This is a genomic window from Nocardioides sp. F233, from assembly GCF_057813895.1.
The window spans coordinates 665,302-679,698 of the sequence record NZ_JBVASH010000002.1 but is presented as its reverse complement, the minus strand read 5'-3'; the positions used below and the strand labels follow the sequence as shown (position 1 = coordinate 679,698).

17 protein-coding genes are annotated in these 14,397 nt (G+C 71.7%); 8 read left to right on the top strand and 9 right to left on the bottom strand.

The annotated features are described in order from the left end of the window. Positions 1 to 25 precede the first annotated feature (25 nt). Genes ACZYRU_RS09670 through ACZYRU_RS09660 form a run of 3 tightly spaced genes read right to left on the bottom strand, consistent with a single transcriptional unit; the run spans position 26 to position 2,246 of the window. Positions 26 to 892 carry a 5-oxoprolinase subunit C family protein gene (locus tag ACZYRU_RS09670; protein WP_488956870.1) on the bottom strand — a complete coding sequence of 289 codons (867 nt, stop codon included), beginning with the start codon at positions 890 to 892 and terminating at the stop codon, positions 26 to 28. Continuing rightward, the gene (locus tag ACZYRU_RS09665; protein ID WP_488956869.1) at positions 889 to 1,524 is read right to left on the bottom strand and encodes a 5-oxoprolinase subunit B family protein; all 636 of its coding nucleotides are present in this window, start codon (positions 1,522 to 1,524) and stop codon (positions 889 to 891) included. Before ACZYRU_RS09665 ends, ACZYRU_RS09670 begins: the two co-directional genes overlap by 4 nt. Next, complete coding sequence (locus ACZYRU_RS09660; protein ID WP_488957193.1) at positions 1,521 to 2,246, bottom strand: LamB/YcsF family protein; 726 nt, start codon at positions 2,244 to 2,246, stop codon at positions 1,521 to 1,523. The genes ACZYRU_RS09665 and ACZYRU_RS09660 overlap by 4 nt, the downstream gene beginning before the upstream one ends. Positions 2,247 to 2,490: 244 nt before the next feature. On the opposite strand from ACZYRU_RS09660, the gene ccrA reads away from it, so the two are divergent. The 3 genes from ccrA to ACZYRU_RS09645 all read left to right on the top strand — a co-directional run bounded on the left by ccrA (position 2,491) and on the right by ACZYRU_RS09645 (position 6,407). Beyond that, entirely contained in the window at positions 2,491 to 3,828 is a 1,338-nt protein-coding gene (gene ccrA, locus ACZYRU_RS09655) for a crotonyl-CoA carboxylase/reductase (RefSeq protein WP_488956868.1), read from the top strand. Between the two features lie 186 nt (positions 3,829 to 4,014). Continuing rightward, positions 4,015 to 5,256: a hypothetical protein gene (locus ACZYRU_RS09650; protein WP_488956867.1), complete on the top strand. Its 1,242-nt coding sequence runs from the start codon at positions 4,015 to 4,017 to the stop codon at positions 5,254 to 5,256. After that, positions 5,253 to 6,407, top strand: a complete 1,155-nt coding sequence (locus ACZYRU_RS09645; RefSeq protein WP_488956866.1) for an AI-2E family transporter — start codon at positions 5,253 to 5,255, stop codon at positions 6,405 to 6,407. Before ACZYRU_RS09650 ends, ACZYRU_RS09645 begins: the two co-directional genes overlap by 4 nt. Positions 6,408 to 6,572: 165 nt before the next feature. On the opposite strand, the gene ACZYRU_RS09640 is transcribed toward ACZYRU_RS09645, so the two are convergent. Then, positions 6,573 to 7,622 (bottom strand): EamA family transporter, encoded by a 1,050-nt coding sequence (locus tag ACZYRU_RS09640; RefSeq protein WP_488956865.1) that lies wholly within the window; start codon positions 7,620 to 7,622, stop codon positions 6,573 to 6,575. A gap of 39 nt (positions 7,623 to 7,661) precedes the next feature. Here ACZYRU_RS09640 and ACZYRU_RS09635 point away from each other — a divergent pair, with 39 nt between their 5' ends. Together ACZYRU_RS09635 and ACZYRU_RS09630 are read left to right on the top strand one after the other, a co-directional pair. Then, entirely contained in the window at positions 7,662 to 8,201 is a 540-nt protein-coding gene (locus ACZYRU_RS09635) for a CGNR zinc finger domain-containing protein (RefSeq protein WP_488956864.1), read from the top strand. A 63-nt stretch (positions 8,202 to 8,264) separates the two neighbouring features. Further along, a complete protein-coding gene (locus tag ACZYRU_RS09630; RefSeq protein ID WP_488956863.1) occupies positions 8,265 to 9,422 on the top strand; it encodes an endonuclease in 1,158 nt (385 codons plus the stop codon). Here ACZYRU_RS09630 and ACZYRU_RS09625 read toward each other — a convergent pair whose 3' ends face one another. From ACZYRU_RS09625 to ACZYRU_RS09615, 3 genes are all read right to left on the bottom strand, one after another. Beyond that, entirely contained in the window at positions 9,423 to 10,208 is a 786-nt protein-coding gene (locus ACZYRU_RS09625; RefSeq protein WP_488956862.1) for an alpha/beta fold hydrolase, read from the bottom strand. It abuts the gene before it with no gap. 12 nt (positions 10,209 to 10,220) lie between these two features. Beyond that, on the bottom strand, positions 10,221 to 11,390 hold the full coding sequence (locus ACZYRU_RS09620; protein WP_488956861.1) for a 3-hydroxyacyl-CoA dehydrogenase family protein: 1,170 nt from the start codon (positions 11,388 to 11,390) through the stop codon (positions 10,221 to 10,223). 68 nt (positions 11,391 to 11,458) lie between these two features. Further along, on the bottom strand, positions 11,459 to 11,770 hold the full coding sequence (locus ACZYRU_RS09615; protein ID WP_488956860.1) for a DUF167 domain-containing protein: 312 nt from the start codon (positions 11,768 to 11,770) through the stop codon (positions 11,459 to 11,461). A 25-nt stretch (positions 11,771 to 11,795) separates the two neighbouring features. Between ACZYRU_RS09615 and nucS the strand changes: the two genes are divergently transcribed. Both nucS and ACZYRU_RS09605 read left to right on the top strand, forming a co-directional pair. Further along, the gene (gene nucS, locus ACZYRU_RS09610; RefSeq protein ID WP_488956859.1) at positions 11,796 to 12,494 is read left to right on the top strand and encodes an endonuclease NucS; all 699 of its coding nucleotides are present in this window, start codon (positions 11,796 to 11,798) and stop codon (positions 12,492 to 12,494) included. An 11-nt stretch (positions 12,495 to 12,505) separates the two neighbouring features. Continuing rightward, positions 12,506 to 13,114 (top strand): DUF952 domain-containing protein, encoded by a 609-nt coding sequence (locus ACZYRU_RS09605; RefSeq protein WP_488956858.1) that lies wholly within the window; start codon positions 12,506 to 12,508, stop codon positions 13,112 to 13,114. A gap of 13 nt (positions 13,115 to 13,127) precedes the next feature. Here ACZYRU_RS09605 and ACZYRU_RS09600 read toward each other — a convergent pair whose 3' ends face one another. Together ACZYRU_RS09600 and ACZYRU_RS09595 are read right to left on the bottom strand one after the other, a co-directional pair. Beyond that, positions 13,128 to 13,652, bottom strand: a complete 525-nt coding sequence (locus ACZYRU_RS09600) for a ferritin (RefSeq protein WP_488956857.1) — start codon at positions 13,650 to 13,652, stop codon at positions 13,128 to 13,130. A gap of 33 nt (positions 13,653 to 13,685) precedes the next feature. Then, on the bottom strand, positions 13,686 to 13,892 hold the full coding sequence (locus ACZYRU_RS09595; RefSeq protein WP_282426349.1) for a hypothetical protein: 207 nt from the start codon (positions 13,890 to 13,892) through the stop codon (positions 13,686 to 13,688). Positions 13,893 to 13,977: 85 nt separating this feature from the next. Between ACZYRU_RS09595 and ACZYRU_RS09590 the strand changes: the two genes are divergently transcribed. Then, positions 13,978 to 14,343, top strand: coding sequence for an ArsC/Spx/MgsR family protein (locus ACZYRU_RS09590; RefSeq protein WP_488956856.1), 366 nt, complete (start codon positions 13,978 to 13,980; stop codon positions 14,341 to 14,343). Positions 14,344 to 14,397 lie beyond the last annotated feature (54 nt).

The window sequence follows — 14,397 nt, the reverse complement described above, 5'->3', positions numbered from 1 at the left end:
GGTCGAGGAGCTCGCGCAGCGAGCGTCACGAGACCCAGCGGAACCGGAGCTCCTCGCCCGGGCGCAGCTGGGCCAGCCGGTCGGTGTCGGCATCGACGACCACACCGACCACCGGATAGCCGCCCGTCACCGGGTGGTCCGGACCGAACACCACCGGCCCGCCGCCCGGCGGGACCTGGATGGCGCCGCGCAGCGCCCCCTCGCTCGGGAGGTCACCCCTCCCCGGTGCGGCCGTGAACGCGGCTCCCTCGAGCCGCAGGCCGACCCGGTCGCTCGCGGCGCCCACGCGCCAGACCTGCTCGACGAGCCGGTCGGCGTCGGCGACCCAGTCCGCGCGGGGGCCGGGGACGACGCGGAGAGCCGGGCGGTCGTCGTACGTCATCGGGGGGACGGCGTCGACGAGCATCTCCCCCGTCCCGTCGTGCCCGATGGTCAGGCGGTCGCCTGTGCGCACCGGCTCCGGGCCGAGCCCGGCGAGGGTGTCGCGAGCCCGGGAGCCCAGCAGGGACGGGGCGTCGAGGCCGCCGCGGACGGCCAGATAGCTGCGCAGCCCGGTGGCGGGAAGGCCCAGTCGTAGCCGCTGCCCCGGGTGCAGCGCCAGCACGGCACCGGTCGGCTCCGCGCGGCCGTCGACCGTCAGCGGGACCGGGGCGCCGGTCACGCACACCCACGCCAGGCCGGACGTCTCCACCTCGAGCCCGCCGAGCGTGACCTCGAGGACCGCAGCGCCCGGGGCGTTGCCGAGCAGCCGGTTCGCCAACGCGTACGACGACCGGTCGGCCGCCCCGCTCACCCCGACCCCGATGGCGGCGTGCCCGGGCCGGCCGGCGTCCTGCACGAGACACGGCCCGCCGACGGCGTGCACGAGCAGCCCGGTCGCCGGGGTACTCATCGGATCTCCTCGAAGACCACGGTCGCGCCGGCGGCCAGCAGCGCGGGCGGGTCGCGGTCGAGGTCCCACAGCGGCAGCTCGGTGTGCCCGATCAGCTGCCACCCGCCGGGCGAGGCGCGCGGGTAGACCCCGCTGAACTCCCCCGCCAGGCCGACCGATCCGGCCGGGACGCTGGTCCGCGGCTCGTCGCGCCGCGGGACGCGCAGGCGCGGGTCGCCGCCGACGAAGTAGGCGAAGCCCGGCGCGAAGCCGCCGAACGCCACCCGCCACGGCGTCCCGGTGTGCGCGGCCACCACCTCCCGCTCGCTCATCCCGGTCAGGGCGGCCACCTCCGCGAGGTCCACGCCGTCGTACGCGACCGGGATCGTGGTCGGGTCCTCCCGTCGCACCTGACGAATGGGCTGCGACATCGCCTCTGCGACAGCCCATTCGTCAGGTGCGACGTCCGCCAGGCGACCCACGGGCACCCCAGGACGCGCCACGACCAGCACGGTGCGAGCGCCCGGGACGACGTCGGCGACCAGTTCCGCGGTCAGTGGATGAGCGCGGACCAGCTCGGCGACAGCCACCACCTCGACGGTGTCGGCGAGCTCGACGAGCAGCCCGCGGTCGCCGTACGGCAGCAGTCTCATCGGGTCGCGAAGGCGCCGACCGGCAGCCCCGCCTCCTCCAGCGCCGCGCGCACGGCCGCCGCGAGCTGCGGCGCGCCGGGCGAGTCGCCGTGGACGCAGAGCGAGCGGACGTCGCCGGAGCGGGCCAGCTCGACGGCCTGGGCGGCGACCGCGACCGGGTCGGTGAGCACGGCGCCCGGCGCCGAGCGCGGCACCAGGCTCCCGTCGCGGCGGTAGGCCCGGTCGGCGAAGCCCTCGGGGACTGCCTCCAGCCCGGCGTCGGCCACCGCGGACAGGAAGGTCGAGCCCGCGAGGCCGAGGACCGGCAGGCCGCCGAAGGCAACGACCGCGTCGACGACCGCCTGCGCCTGCTCGGGGTGCCGCGACACCGCGTGGTAGAGCGCGCCGTGCGGCTTGACGTAGGCAACCTCGCCGCCCGCCGCGCGGGCGATCCCGTCGAGGGCGCCGAGCTGGTAGAGCACGTCGGCCACGAGCTCGTCGGTCGGCATGTCGATGTAGCGGCGCCCGAATCCGGCGAGGTCCCGATAGCCGACCTGGGCGCCGATCGCGACGCCGAGGGACACGGCGAGCGCACATGTACGACGCAACGTGAGCGGGTCCCCGGCATGGAAGCCGCAGGCCACGTTGGCGCTGGTGAGGTGGGGCACCAGCGCGTCGTCGTCGCCCAGCTGCCAGCGCCCGAAGGACTCGCCGACGTCGGCGTTGAGGTCGATCACCCCGATCGTGCGGCCCGGCGTGGACGCAGAACCCGGATGCAACGTCATGGCCCTATCGTGGCTCATCGATGCGCCGCCGAGCCCAGGACGGTGCAGCTGCCGCGGACCTCATCTCGGCCCAGGCTCGATGAGATGAGTGTCACGAACCCGTCACCGAGTGGTTACCGACGGGTATCTTCGCGGCGGCCGTATTGCCACCCAGCCCATCTGGGCCATCTGGCTCGCAACGAATCCCAGGGAGACGACGACCGTGCAGCACATCCTCGACGCCATCCAGGCGGAGGCCTCCGCGGAGGACTTCGCCAACCTCGACCTGCCCGAGTCCTACCGGGCCGTCACGGTCCACAAGGACGAGGTCGACATGTTCGAGGGCATCGCCTCTCGCGACAAGGACCCCCGCAAGTCCCTCCACGTCGACGAGGTCGCCCTCCCCGAGCTCGGCCCCGGCGAGGCCTTCGTGGCGGTCATGGCCTCCGCGATCAACTACAACACCGTGTGGACCTCGATCTTCGAGCCGGTCTCCACCTTCGGCTTCCTCGAGCGCTACGGCCGTGAGTCCGACCTCGGCAAGCGCCACGACCTGCCGTACCACATCGTCGGCTCCGACCTGTCCGGCGTCGTGCTGGCCGTCGGTCCGGGCGTGAACAAGTGGAAGCCGGGCGACCGCGTCGTCGCGCACTGCCTCTCGGTCGAGCTCGAGGCCCCCGACGGCCACAACGACACGATGATGGACCCGTCCCAGCGCATCTGGGGCTTCGAGACCAACTTCGGCGGCCTCGCCGACGTCGCGATGGTCAAGGCCAACCAGCTGATGCCGAAGCCCGAGCACCTCACCTGGGAGGAGGCCGCCTCCCCCGGCCTGGTCAACTGCACGGCGTACCGCCAGCTCGTCTCGGCCAACGGCGGCAACATGAAGCAGGGCGACAACGTCCTGATCTGGGGCGCCTCCGGCGGCCTGGGCGGCTTCGCCACCCAGTACGCCCTCAACGGCGGCGCGAACCCGATCTGCGTCGTGTCCAACGAGGAGAAGGCCCAGATCGTGCGCAACATGGGCGCCGAGATGGTCATCAACCGCTCCGAGCTCGCTCCGAAGTTCTGGAACGAGGAGGGCACCCAGCAGAACCCGAAGGAGTGGCAGCGCTTCGGCAAGGCCATCCGCGAGCTCACCGGCGGCGAGGACATCGACATCGTCTTCGAGCACCCGGGCCGCGAGACCTTCGGCGCCTCGGTCTACGTCACGCGCAAGGGCGGCACCATCACCACCTGCGCCTCGACCTCGGGCTACATGCACGAGTACGACAACCGCTACCTGTGGATGAACCTCAAGAAGATCATCTCCAGCCACTTCGCCAACTACCGCGAGTCGTGGGAGGCCAACCGCCTCATCGCGCAGGGCAAGATCCACCCCACCCTGTCGCGCGTCTACAGCCTCGACGAGGTCGGCCAGGCCGCGCTCGACGTCCACCACAACAAGCACCAGGGCAAGGTCGGCGTGCTGTGCCTCTCCCCCGAGGAGGGCCTCGGCGTCAAGAACGAGGAGCTCCGCGACAAGCACCTCGACAAGATCAACCTGTTCCGCGGCATCTGATCCAGCGGTACGACGGACGGGCCGGTGCCAGGTGGCACCGGCCCGTCCGGCACTTCCAGGGCGCGAGAGCCGACCGGTCCCGCGTGCCGGGGTGGGAATCGCTGGGGCGATCAGGGATCATGGGCGGGTTCGTGCATGCGCACATCCCCCCATGACCGCAGCGAGAGCCAGGGAGGCTCCATTCCCATGAGCGACGAGGGTCTGTCCATCTTCGACGACGAGCCCACCCCGACCGAGGAGTCCAAGACCGTGACGACCAAGGCCACCGACGACCAGGCGACCCAGGTGATCCCGGCGGCGAAGACGGCCGAGACCCCGACCGCCCGCCCGGCAACGCCCGCCCCGGCCCGGCCCGCACCGACCGCCCGGCCCGCAGCGGCGCCGGGCAGCACCGGCACGGCGGCCCGCCCGGTCGGCTTCAACGCCCCGGGTGCGACCGGCGGCCTGCCGATCGTGCGCAAGGGCGGCTACGACCGCGACGCCGTCGACGCCCAGATCCGCCAGCTCTCCAGCGAGAAGGCCACGCTCGGCGCCAGCCTGAGCGAGTCCGAGCAGCGCGTCATCGACCTCGAGCAGGAGCTCGCGAAGGCCCGCGCGGAGCTGGCCGAGACCGACAACCCGTCGTACGCCGGACTCGGTGGCCGGGCCAGCGCGATGCTGCGCCTCGCCGAGGAGGAGGCCGCGGAGATCCGCGCGACGGCCGAGGCCGACGCCGGCGAGATCCGCGACCAGGCGACCCGCGACGCCAAGGCGATCCGTGCCGAGGCCGCGCGCGAGGCCGACGACATGCGTGCCGTCCAGCTGCGCGAGCTCGAGGAGAACCGCACCCGCCTGCTCGCCGACGCCGAGCAGGAGCGGGCGCTGGCCCAGAGCGAGGCGGCCGACACCCTGGCCGCCGCCCGCCGCGAGACCGACCAGCTCCGACTCGCGACCCAGCAGGAGACCACCGAGCAGCGCGCCCAGGCGCAGCGCGAGGTCGAGCAGGCCCGGGCCGGCGTCGACCGCGAGGTCCAGGAGGCCCGGCGCGCCCTGGCCATGGAGAAGGAGCGGCTGGCCCGCGAGGCCACCGACCACCACAACACGGCCGTCGCCGAGACGCGCCGCCTGGTGCAGGAGGCCGAGGAGCGCGCCAACGCGGCCGAGGCCCGTGCGGCCGAGGCGAGCAAGCAGGCGACCGCCAACCGTGCCGCGGCGCAGACCGAGGCCGAGGGCCTGCTGACCCGTGCGCGCCGCGAGGCCGAGCAGGTCATCGCGTCGGCCCGCGCCCAGGCCGAGGCGATCACCGCCAGCGGCGACGCCGAGCTGCAGCGCGAGATCGCGGCCAAGCGCGCCGAGCTCGACCGCCTCACCAAGCGCCGCTCGTCGATCACCGCCCAGCTGTCCTCGCTCGCCGACCTCGTCGCCGGTTTCGGCGAGGACGAGAGTTGAGCAAGGCCGCCGAGCGAGCCGCGACCGACGGCGTCACGGACGGCGTCACCGAGCACGCCGGGGTCGACCCGGCGGCTCCGGTCGACGCCGAGCCGATGCCGTACGGCAAGCTCGGCAAGCCGTTCGACCGGCGTTCGCCGTTCTACTACGGCTTCATCGGCGCCCTCGGCGCGCTGACGGCCTTCTGGCTGTTCCAGGCGGTCCTCGGCATCGGCTCGGTGCTGATGCTCGTGGTGGTGTCCTTCTTCCTCGCCGCCGGCCTCAACCCGGCGGTGAGCTTCCTCGAGCGCCACGGCCTGCGGCGCTCGTGGGCGGTCACGGTCGTGATCGTCCTCGCACTCGGCACCGTCGCGCTCTTCCTCGTGGCGATCGTCCCGGTCATCACCGACCAGATCACCGCGATCACGAAGAACGCCCCGGGCTGGCTCGACGAGCTGCAGAAGAACGAGCGGATCCAGCAGCTCAACGACGAGTACGACATCATCGACAAGCTGCAGGCCAAGATCACCGACGAGAGCTTCCTGTCGGCGCTCTTCGGTGGCGCGCTCGGCTTCGGCCTCAAGCTCGTCTCGGCGCTGTTCAACCTGTTCGTGATCGTCGTGCTGACGCTCTACTTCCTGGCGTCGCTGCGCACCACCACCGGCGCGCTCTACAAGCTGGCCCCCGCCTCGCGCCGCGACCGGGTGGCCCGGCTCGGCGACAAGGTGATCGCCAACATCGGCGGGTACGTCTCGGGAGCCTTCCTGGTCGCCATGTGCGCCGGTCTGAGCTCGCTGGTGTTCCTCTCGCTCACCGACGTCCGCGAGTACGCCGTCGCGCTGGCCTTCGTCGTCGCCGTCCTCGACGTCATCCCGATGATCGGCGCCACCCTCGGTGCGGTGATCGTCTCGGCGATCGCCTTCGCGACCGACGTCAAGACCGGCATCGCCTGCGTCGTGTTCTACGTGATCTACCAGCAGTTCGAGAACTACGTCATCTACCCGCGCGTGATGAGCAAGTCCGTCGACCTGCCCGGTGCCGTCATCGTGATCGCCGCGCTCGTCGGCACCGCCCTGCTCGGCGTGGTCGGTGCCCTGCTCGCCATCCCGGTGGCTGCCGCGATCCTGCTCGTGGTGCGCGAGGTCGTCGTGAAGCAGCAGGACCTGCGCTGACGGGTCACCCCTGCGGGCCGACGAGGTAGGTCAGGGTCGCGCGCGCCATCGGGCTCGCCCACGGCTCGACCGCCTCGTCGGTCAGCAGGCACAGCGTGCCGTCGCCCGGGTCGACCGTCCCGCACCCCAGGTCCAGGACGATCGTGCGCCCCGACGCCCGAGGGATCAGCGCGCGGTGGTTGCTCCTGGCCGATGCAGGACGTCCTCGCCAACGCCAGCACCAGCGATGTCAGCCATCACCTCATGCTCTGCAGACGCGACCGGCAGCGGATCGGTTCCGACCACGACGCTGCGCTCCCCCAGCTTGACCCCGATCACGCCGGCGAGGATCAGCGCGCCGCCGAGGAACTGCACCGGAGCGGGCAGCTGGTCGAGCAGCAGCCAGGCCCACACCACCGCGGCCACGACCTCGCTGAGCGCGACGAAGGAGGCCAGGCGCGAGCCGAGGCGGCGGCTGGCCGCGATGCCGGTCGTGTAGGCGAGGGCGGCGGTCACCAGCCCGAGGGCGAGCAGCACCGTCCACGGCGCGACGTCGACGCCGGCGTAGGCGACCGTGCTCGACGAGGAGGCCATCGGCATCAGGCCGGTCAGCCCGAGAAGGCCGAGCAGCACGCCGCCGACCACCAGCCCGCCCGCGGCCAGGGTGATCGGGGGGATCCCACTGCGCTCGTCGGCGGAGATGACGAAGTACGCCGCCGCGCCGACCATCGCGGCCAGCGCCCAGGCTGTGCCGCGGACGTCGACGTCGGCGCCGGCGAACAGGTCGAGGACCAGGACCAGACCGAGGGCGGCGACCACCGCACCGGCGACGGTGAGCCGACCCGGACGCTGGCCGTGGGCCAGCCACATCCACACGACGACCGCGGCGGGGGCGGTGTACTCGATGAGCAGGGCCGGGCCGACCTCCATGGTCCGCACGGCCGAGAAGTAGCAGTACTGGGCGCCGGCGACCGCCAGGCCGCCGTACAGGACGACGGTCGGGGCCGCGCGCCGCAGCAGCCGCCAGCGCCCGCGCAGTGCGACCAGGCCGAAGGGCAGGACGACGAGGGCACCGATCGTGATCCGCAGCAGCACGATGCTGCCGGCGGTCCAGCCGCTGTCGAGCATCGGCCGCGCGAGGGCGCCGGAGAGCGCGAACGTGATCGCCGAGGTCAGCGCGAGGAGCACGCCGGTCCGGGCGGTCTCCCGGGATGCGTCACGAGTCAACGTCGTCATGACTCATGACAGTAGGGCTCGATGCGGTAACCTGTCAAAGTGGTTTTCGCCCATGACACGTCGTTGTCCCTCCAGGCCGCCGTGGCCCTCGTCAACGGCAGCCTCGAGCCGGTGACGATCAGCACGCCCGACGAGCTCGACGCGTTCTTCGCCGACTTCGCCTACACCGGGCGCCACGACGGCGACCAGGCCGAGGTGGACGCCGTGCTGGCGATCGCGCCCCGGCTGCGCGCCCTGCTGAGCGCCGACCGCGACGATGCCGCCGACATCGTCAACGCCATGCTCCGCGACGCCACCGCCCTCCCCCAGCTGCGGCGCCACGACGGCCACGACTGGCACCTCCACGCCGTCGGCAACGACGCCCCGCTCGCCGAGCGGATCGTCGTCGAGACCGCCATGGCGATGATCGACGTGATCCGCGCCGATGAGATGTCGCGGCTCTCGGTGTGCGCCGACGACACCTGCGAGGGGATCGTGCTCGACCTGTCCCGCAACCGCTCCAAGCGGTTCTGCTCGGTCACCTGCGGCAACCGCAACGCCGTGGCGGCGTACCGCGCCCGCCAGGCCAACGACGAGTGACCGCGGCGTGACGATTCCGCCGCGCCACTAGCGGCCGGGTGTCCGGGGGACGAGGATCCCGGCATGACACGCATGCTCGGGCTGCGCCGTCGCGCGCTCCACCTCGTCCTCCTGTCCCTGCTGGCCGCCACCGCTCTCCTCGTGCCACGGCCGGATCCCGCGGCCGCCGCCACGCCACTGACCGTCGCGCAGGCGGTCGCGAGCCAGAACTCCTCGATCGCCACCGTGCGCGGGTACGTCGTCGGCCAGCCGACCGCGATCTCGACCGTGGTGACCAGCGGCTTCCCCAGCGACTACGCCATCGCGCTGGCCGACGCTCCCGGCACCACCGCGACCAGCCAGATGCTCTACGTGCAGGTGCCCACGGCGTTCCGCGCGTCCTTCGGGCTCAGGTCGAACCCGTCGCTGATGGGCAAGCAGATCGACGTGACCGGCACCCTCACGGCGTACTTCTCCCACCCTGGGCTCAAGGACGGCACCGCCTTCGTCCTGACCGGCGGGTCCGGCGGAGGTGGGGACGGTGGTGGCGACCCGAGCATTCCTGCGGGCTACTACGACGCCGCGGCCGGCAAGAGCGGCGCCGCGCTCGCGACAGCGCTGCACGGCATCATCGACGGCAACCGCACGCTGACCTACACCCAGGTCTGGGACGCACTGAAGGTCACCGACGCCGACCCGGCCAACAGCAACAACGTGATCGAGTTCTACTCCGGGCGCTCGGTGCCGAGGTCCACCAACGGCGGCAACGCCGACGACTGGAACCGCGAGCACACCTGGCCACAGAGCCACGGCGGCTTCGGCACCAGCGCCGGCCCGGGCACCGACCTGCACCACCTGCGCCCCGAGGACGTCACCGTCAACTCCACCCGCGGCAACAAGGACTTCGACAACGGCGGTGCCGCCGTCGCGCAGTGCCCCGACTGCTTCTCGGACGCCGACTCCTTTGAGCCGCGCGACTCCGTCAAGGGCGACGTCGCGCGAGGGCTGATGTACATGGCGGTGCGCTACGAGGGCGGTGACGGCTTCGCCGACCTCGAGCTCAACGACAGCGTCAACGGCACGACGCCGTACCTCGGCAAGATCTCGGTGCTGCTCGCGTGGAGCGCCGCCGACCCGCCGTCGTCGGCCGAGCGGGCGCGCAACGACCGGATCTACCGCGACTACCAGGGCAACCGGAACCCGTTCGTCGACCACCCGGAGTACGCCGGGGCGATCTGGTAGTCAGTCCCCCAGGAACCGCTGGAGGATCTCGAGGAAGAGCTCCGGGCGCTCGGAGTGCAGCCAGTGCCCGGTGTCCTTCATGGTCACCTTGCGATTCCGTGGGAACCAGCGGTCCATCGCGGCGTCGTACGCCGGCTGGACGTAGCTCGACCGGCCACCGGCGAGCCACAGCACCGGTCCGTCGTACGGCGCCACGTGGGCCAGCTCCGCCTCCGGCCAGCCGCTGATCGCCCCGAGGTCGCGGCCGAGCACGGCGAGGTTGGCCTGCCAGCTCCACCCGCTCGGCGCGGCGGGGTCGCGGCGCAGGTTCTGCAGCAGGAACGAGCGCACCGTGGGGTCGGGCACCGCGGGCTCCAGCAGCCGCTCGGCGTCCTCCCGGCGGACCACCCGCGCCAGGTCCATCCCCTGCATCGCGGAGATGTAGCCGGGGAACTCCCGACCCTCCGGGTAGGTGACCGGCGAGATGTCGGCGACGCAGAGCCGCGCGACCCGCTCGGGGTGCAGCAGCGAGAGCACCATCGCGACCTTGCCCCCGAGCGAGTGGCCGACCAGCGCAACCGGCTCGTCGTCCGGGAGGACGTCCGCGACGAGCTCCGCCGTCTCGGCGAGATCGAAGCGCTCGGGCCACGCGGAGCGCCCGTGGTGGGGCAGGTCGACGAGCAGCACCCGGTGCTTCGCGGCCAGCTGCTTGGCGATGCCGGTCCAGTTCTTGCCCTGGCCGAACAGGCCGTGGAGAAAGACCACACGGCTCCCGGTGGAACCGAGAGCCGTGTGGTGAAGCGTCACGCCGCCATTGTGTCAGGCGTAGTCGTGGAAGCCCTTGCCGGTCTTGCGGCCGAGCTCGCCGGCCTCGACCTTGGCGACCAGGGTGGCGGCCGGCTCGAAGCCCGGCTCGCCGAACTCGCCGTGCAGCTCCTTCTGGATGGCCAGCGACACGTCGTTGCCGACCACGTCGAGCAGCTCGAACGGGCCCATCGGGAACGCGGCGGTCTCCTTGATCGCGGCGTCGATGGTCGCGAGCTCCTCGCCACCCTCGGCGAGCTTGATCGCGTCGTTGAGGTACGGGAAGAGCAGCAGGTTGACGATGAAGCCCGCGCGGTCGCCCGCGGAGACGCCGACCTTGGCGACGTTGGCGGTCAGCGCGCGGACCGTCTCGTCGACGTCGGCGGAGGTGGCGGAGGTCGTGATGATCTCGACCAGCTTCATGACCGGCGCCGGGTTGAAGAAGTGCATGCCGATGACGTCCTGCGGGCGACCGGTGGCCTCGCCCAGCTTGGTGATCGGCAGCGAGGAGGTGGTGGTCGCAAGGATGGCACCCGGCTTGCAGATCCGGTCCAGGTCGCGGAACAGCTCGAGCTTGAGCTCGAGGTCCTCGGCGATGGCCTCGACGACGATGTCCACGCCGCCCAGCGCCTCGCGCTCGGTCGAGCCGGTCAGCCGGCCGAGCAGCGCGTCCTTGTCGCCCTCGGTGCCCTTGCCCTTGGCGATGGCACGGTCGAGGTTCTTGGTGATGTAGCCGACGACGCCGTCGAGCTTGTCCTGGCTGCGGCCGACGTAGATGACCTCGTAGCCGGCCTGGGCGAACACCTGGACGATGCCCGACGCCATGGTGCCCGTGCCGACGACGCCGACCTTGGTGATGTCGTGCTTGAACTGCGGCGCGGCAGCCTCGCCGGCAGCGGCGGCCTCGTCGGCGAAGGTGCGGTCCTCGGCGACGAGCTTGTCGAGCAGACCGGCCGGCTCGTGCAGGTGGTCGCCGGTCTCGGCGTACCGGGCAGCGAGCAGGTCACGGACCTGGGCGGCGCCGATCTCGTCGACGACGGTCAGCGGGCCCTTCGGGTAGCCGCAGCCGAAGCGCATGGCGGCGTCGATGTCGGTCACCGAGGCATAGCCCGACTCGTAGGTGCGCACCGCGTGGTTCAGGTACGGCAGCACCAGCGTGTTGAAGATCTGCTCGCTCGAAGTCATGGCTGGCAGTGTGGCACCCGTCCGGCCCACTGACTACCCGTCGGTAACCATGTGGACAGAGACAGACGTCACACCCGGCGGGCGGACACGTCGATGCGGACCACCTTGGACCGCGAGGCCTGTCCGCGCACCAGGCTCACCGCCCCCTTCGGCACGCCGAGCTCCTTGGCCAGCCACCGCAGCAGCTCGTCGTTGGCCCGGCCGTCGACGGGCGGCGAGGCGAGCCGGATCTTGAGCTCGGCACCGTCCACCCCCGTCGCCCCGGCCGGACCGGTGCGCGAGGCGCCCGGCTGGACGCGGACGGCGAGCAGCCAGGCCGTCGCACGGCCCCGGTCGTCGACGTACTCGGGGCGCCACCACGGCTGGTCGTCGATCTCCACGCAGCAGACTGTAGATTCGTCGCCCGTGAGACTCGTCGTTGCGCGTTGCCAGGTGGACTACGCAGGCCGATTGACCGCGCACCTCCCGATGGCGACCCGGGTGCTCATGCTCAAGGCCGACGGGTCGGTGCTCGTGCACTCCGACGGCGGCTCCTACAAGCCGCTGAACTGGATGTCGCCGCCGTGCACGGTCCGCGAGGGCGAGGCCGAGGACGGCCGGGTCGAGTGGACCGTCACCGCGAGGGCGCCGAAGGGCCAGACCCCAGACACGCTGCGGATCCTCATCGACGAGATGTTCCATGACTCATCTCACAACCTCGGGATCGACCCGGGCCTGCAGAAGGACGGCGTCGAGAAGCACCTCCAGGAGCTGCTCGCCGAGCACCCCGCCACCTTGTCCGCCGGCCTGACCCTGGTCCGCCGCGAGTTCCCCACCGCCATCGGCCCGGTCGACCTGATGTGCCGCGACGGTGAGGGCCTGTCGGTCGCGGTCGAGATCAAGCGCCGCGGCGAGATCGACGGGGTCGAGCAGCTCACCCGCTACCTCGAGCTCCTCAACCGCGACCCGCTGCTGACCGGCAAGGGTGCCGTGCGCGGCATCTTCGCCGCCCAGGAGATCAAGCCCCAGGCCCGCGTGCTCGCCGAGGACCGCGGCATCGCCTGCGCCGTCGTCGACTACGACGCGCTGCGCGGCCTCGACAACGCCGAGGACCGGCTCTTCTGAGCCGCGACGCCATGACGCCGATCTTCCACCTCGCCCTGCTCCGCGACTGGGAGGAGGCGCAGCGCGCGGGCGCCTACACGGTCTCGATGCGGGGACGCAGCCTGGCCGAGGAGGGGTTCATCCACGCCAGCCGGGCCGACCAGTGGACCGGCGTACGGGGCCGGTTCTACGCCGACGTCACCGAGCCGATGGTGCTGCTGCAGATCGACCCGGCGCTGCTCGACGTACCCGTGGTCGACGAGGAGCCCTTCCCCGGCGCGACCGAGACCTTCCCGCACATCTACGGACCGCTGCCCGTGACGGCAGTCGTGAAGGCGATCCCGCTCGACACGCCGGCCGCCGTCGATGCCACCGCCGTGCCGTCAGCGGTCGCGACGGCTGCGCCGGTCCCGGCTGCGACGGCACCCGCGGAGAGCTTCACCCGGCTCTACTTCCGCGAGGTGTTCTTCAACGTCGCGGTCGCCTGCCTGGTGCTGGTTGCCGGCACGGCCGGCATCGCACTCGGCGCCACGTTCTCCGGCGACGCCGGCCCGGCGGTCGGCGGGCTGCTCGGCCTGGCGCTCGGGGCCGTCGTGGCGGTGCGTGCGTACCGGCGCCGGCACCCACGCACCGGCCGCTGACCCGCTGAGGGCCTCAGGCGCCGGCGGCCGGCGGAGCGGTCGGGTCGGCGGCGCCGGCGCCCTGCTCGCGCGCGACCCAGTCCTCGATCGCGTTGACGTCGTCCTTGCTGCGGGTGACCACGGTGAGCAGGTCGTTCATGGTCGCGACCTCCTCGACCTGCTCCTTGATGAACCACTGCATGAACTGCTCGGAGGCGAAGTCGTTCTCCTCGCGGGCGATCCGCAGTAGGCCGTTGATCTGCTCGGTGACCCGCTTCTCCTGCTCCAGGGCCAGTGCGATCGGCGCGACGACGTCCTCGAACGCCGCGACCGGCGCCTCGACGCCCGGGATCTCCACGGGGGCGTCGGTGTCAAGGAGGTACTGCACCATCATCATCGCGTGCAGGCGCTCCTCGAGCGCCTGGGCGTAGAAGAAGGCAGCCAGCTGCGGCATCGTCAGCGCGTCGTAGTGCACGGCGCACGCGAGGTACTGGTTGTGCGCGGCGAACTCGTTGCCGATCTGGACGTTGAGCTGGTCGGTGAAGCGAGGTGCGGCCATGGGCGTCAGCGTAGTGGGCACCCGGGCGAAGGCTCAGGCGGCCTTCTGCAGGCTCTTCTTGGTGACCTTCTTGCCGTCGGCGCGCACGAGCACGCGCTTCTTGACGGTGTAGCCCTCGGGAAGGGTGCCCTCCTTGAGCATGCGCAGGGGGCAGCGACCGCAGCGCGACTTCGACACGCAGCACTTGGTCTTGGGGAGCTTGCGCACCTTCCCCTTCGACTTCTTCTTGTCCTTGCCCACAGAACGAGGGTAAGCGATTGAGGGTAGGCAGACCTAACTGACGTGACGCGGCTCACACGTGGTCCGGGACACTAGGGTTCCGGTCGTGATCGAGATCTGGCTGAACCCCGCGTGCTCCAAGTGCCGCACCGCCGAGAGCGAGCTGCAGGCCGCCGGCGTCGACTACACCGTCCGCCGCTACCTCGACGAGCCGCCGACGGTCGCCGAGCTCGAGGACGTGCTGGCCCGGCTGAGGCTCGAGCCCTGGGACATCGCGCGCACGGCGGACGCGGGCAAGCTCGGCGTCACCCTGCCCGCCAAGGCTGCGGACCACCGTGCGCAGTGGCTGGACCTGATGGCCACGCACCCCAGGCTCATCCAGCGCCCGATCCTCACCGCGTCCGACGGTACGACGGTCGTCGGCCGCGACCCCGAGTCCTTGTCTCGAGTGATCGTGGCGGGCGACTTGTAACTAAGTGTTACGGCTCGGTTGTCCACCACTCTGGCCACATGAGCCCCAAATGGC

Bases quoted from the DNA above. Each gene is read 5' to 3' on its own strand.
- ACZYRU_RS09620 (WP_488956861.1), bottom strand. From the start codon at position 11,390: ATGACTTCGAGCGAGCAGATCTTCAACACGCTGGTGCTGCCGTACCTG.
- ACZYRU_RS09670 (WP_488956870.1), bottom strand. From the start codon at position 892: ATGAGTACCCCGGCGACCGGGCTGCTCGTGCACGCCGTCGGCGGGCCG.
- ACZYRU_RS09665 (WP_488956869.1), bottom strand. From the start codon at position 1,524: ATGAGACTGCTGCCGTACGGCGACCGCGGGCTGCTCGTCGAGCTCGCC.
- ACZYRU_RS09600 (WP_488956857.1), bottom strand. From the start codon at position 13,652: ATGGCCGCACCTCGCTTCACCGACCAGCTCAACGTCCAGATCGGCAAC.
- ACZYRU_RS09605 (WP_488956858.1), top strand. From the start codon at position 12,506: ATGACGCCGATCTTCCACCTCGCCCTGCTCCGCGACTGGGAGGAGGCG.
- ACZYRU_RS09650 (WP_488956867.1), top strand. From the start codon at position 4,015: ATGAGCGACGAGGGTCTGTCCATCTTCGACGACGAGCCCACCCCGACC.
- ACZYRU_RS09630 (WP_488956863.1), top strand. From the start codon at position 8,265: ATGACACGCATGCTCGGGCTGCGCCGTCGCGCGCTCCACCTCGTCCTC.
- ACZYRU_RS09640 (WP_488956865.1), bottom strand. From the start codon at position 7,622: ATGACGACGTTGACTCGTGACGCATCCCGGGAGACCGCCCGGACCGGC.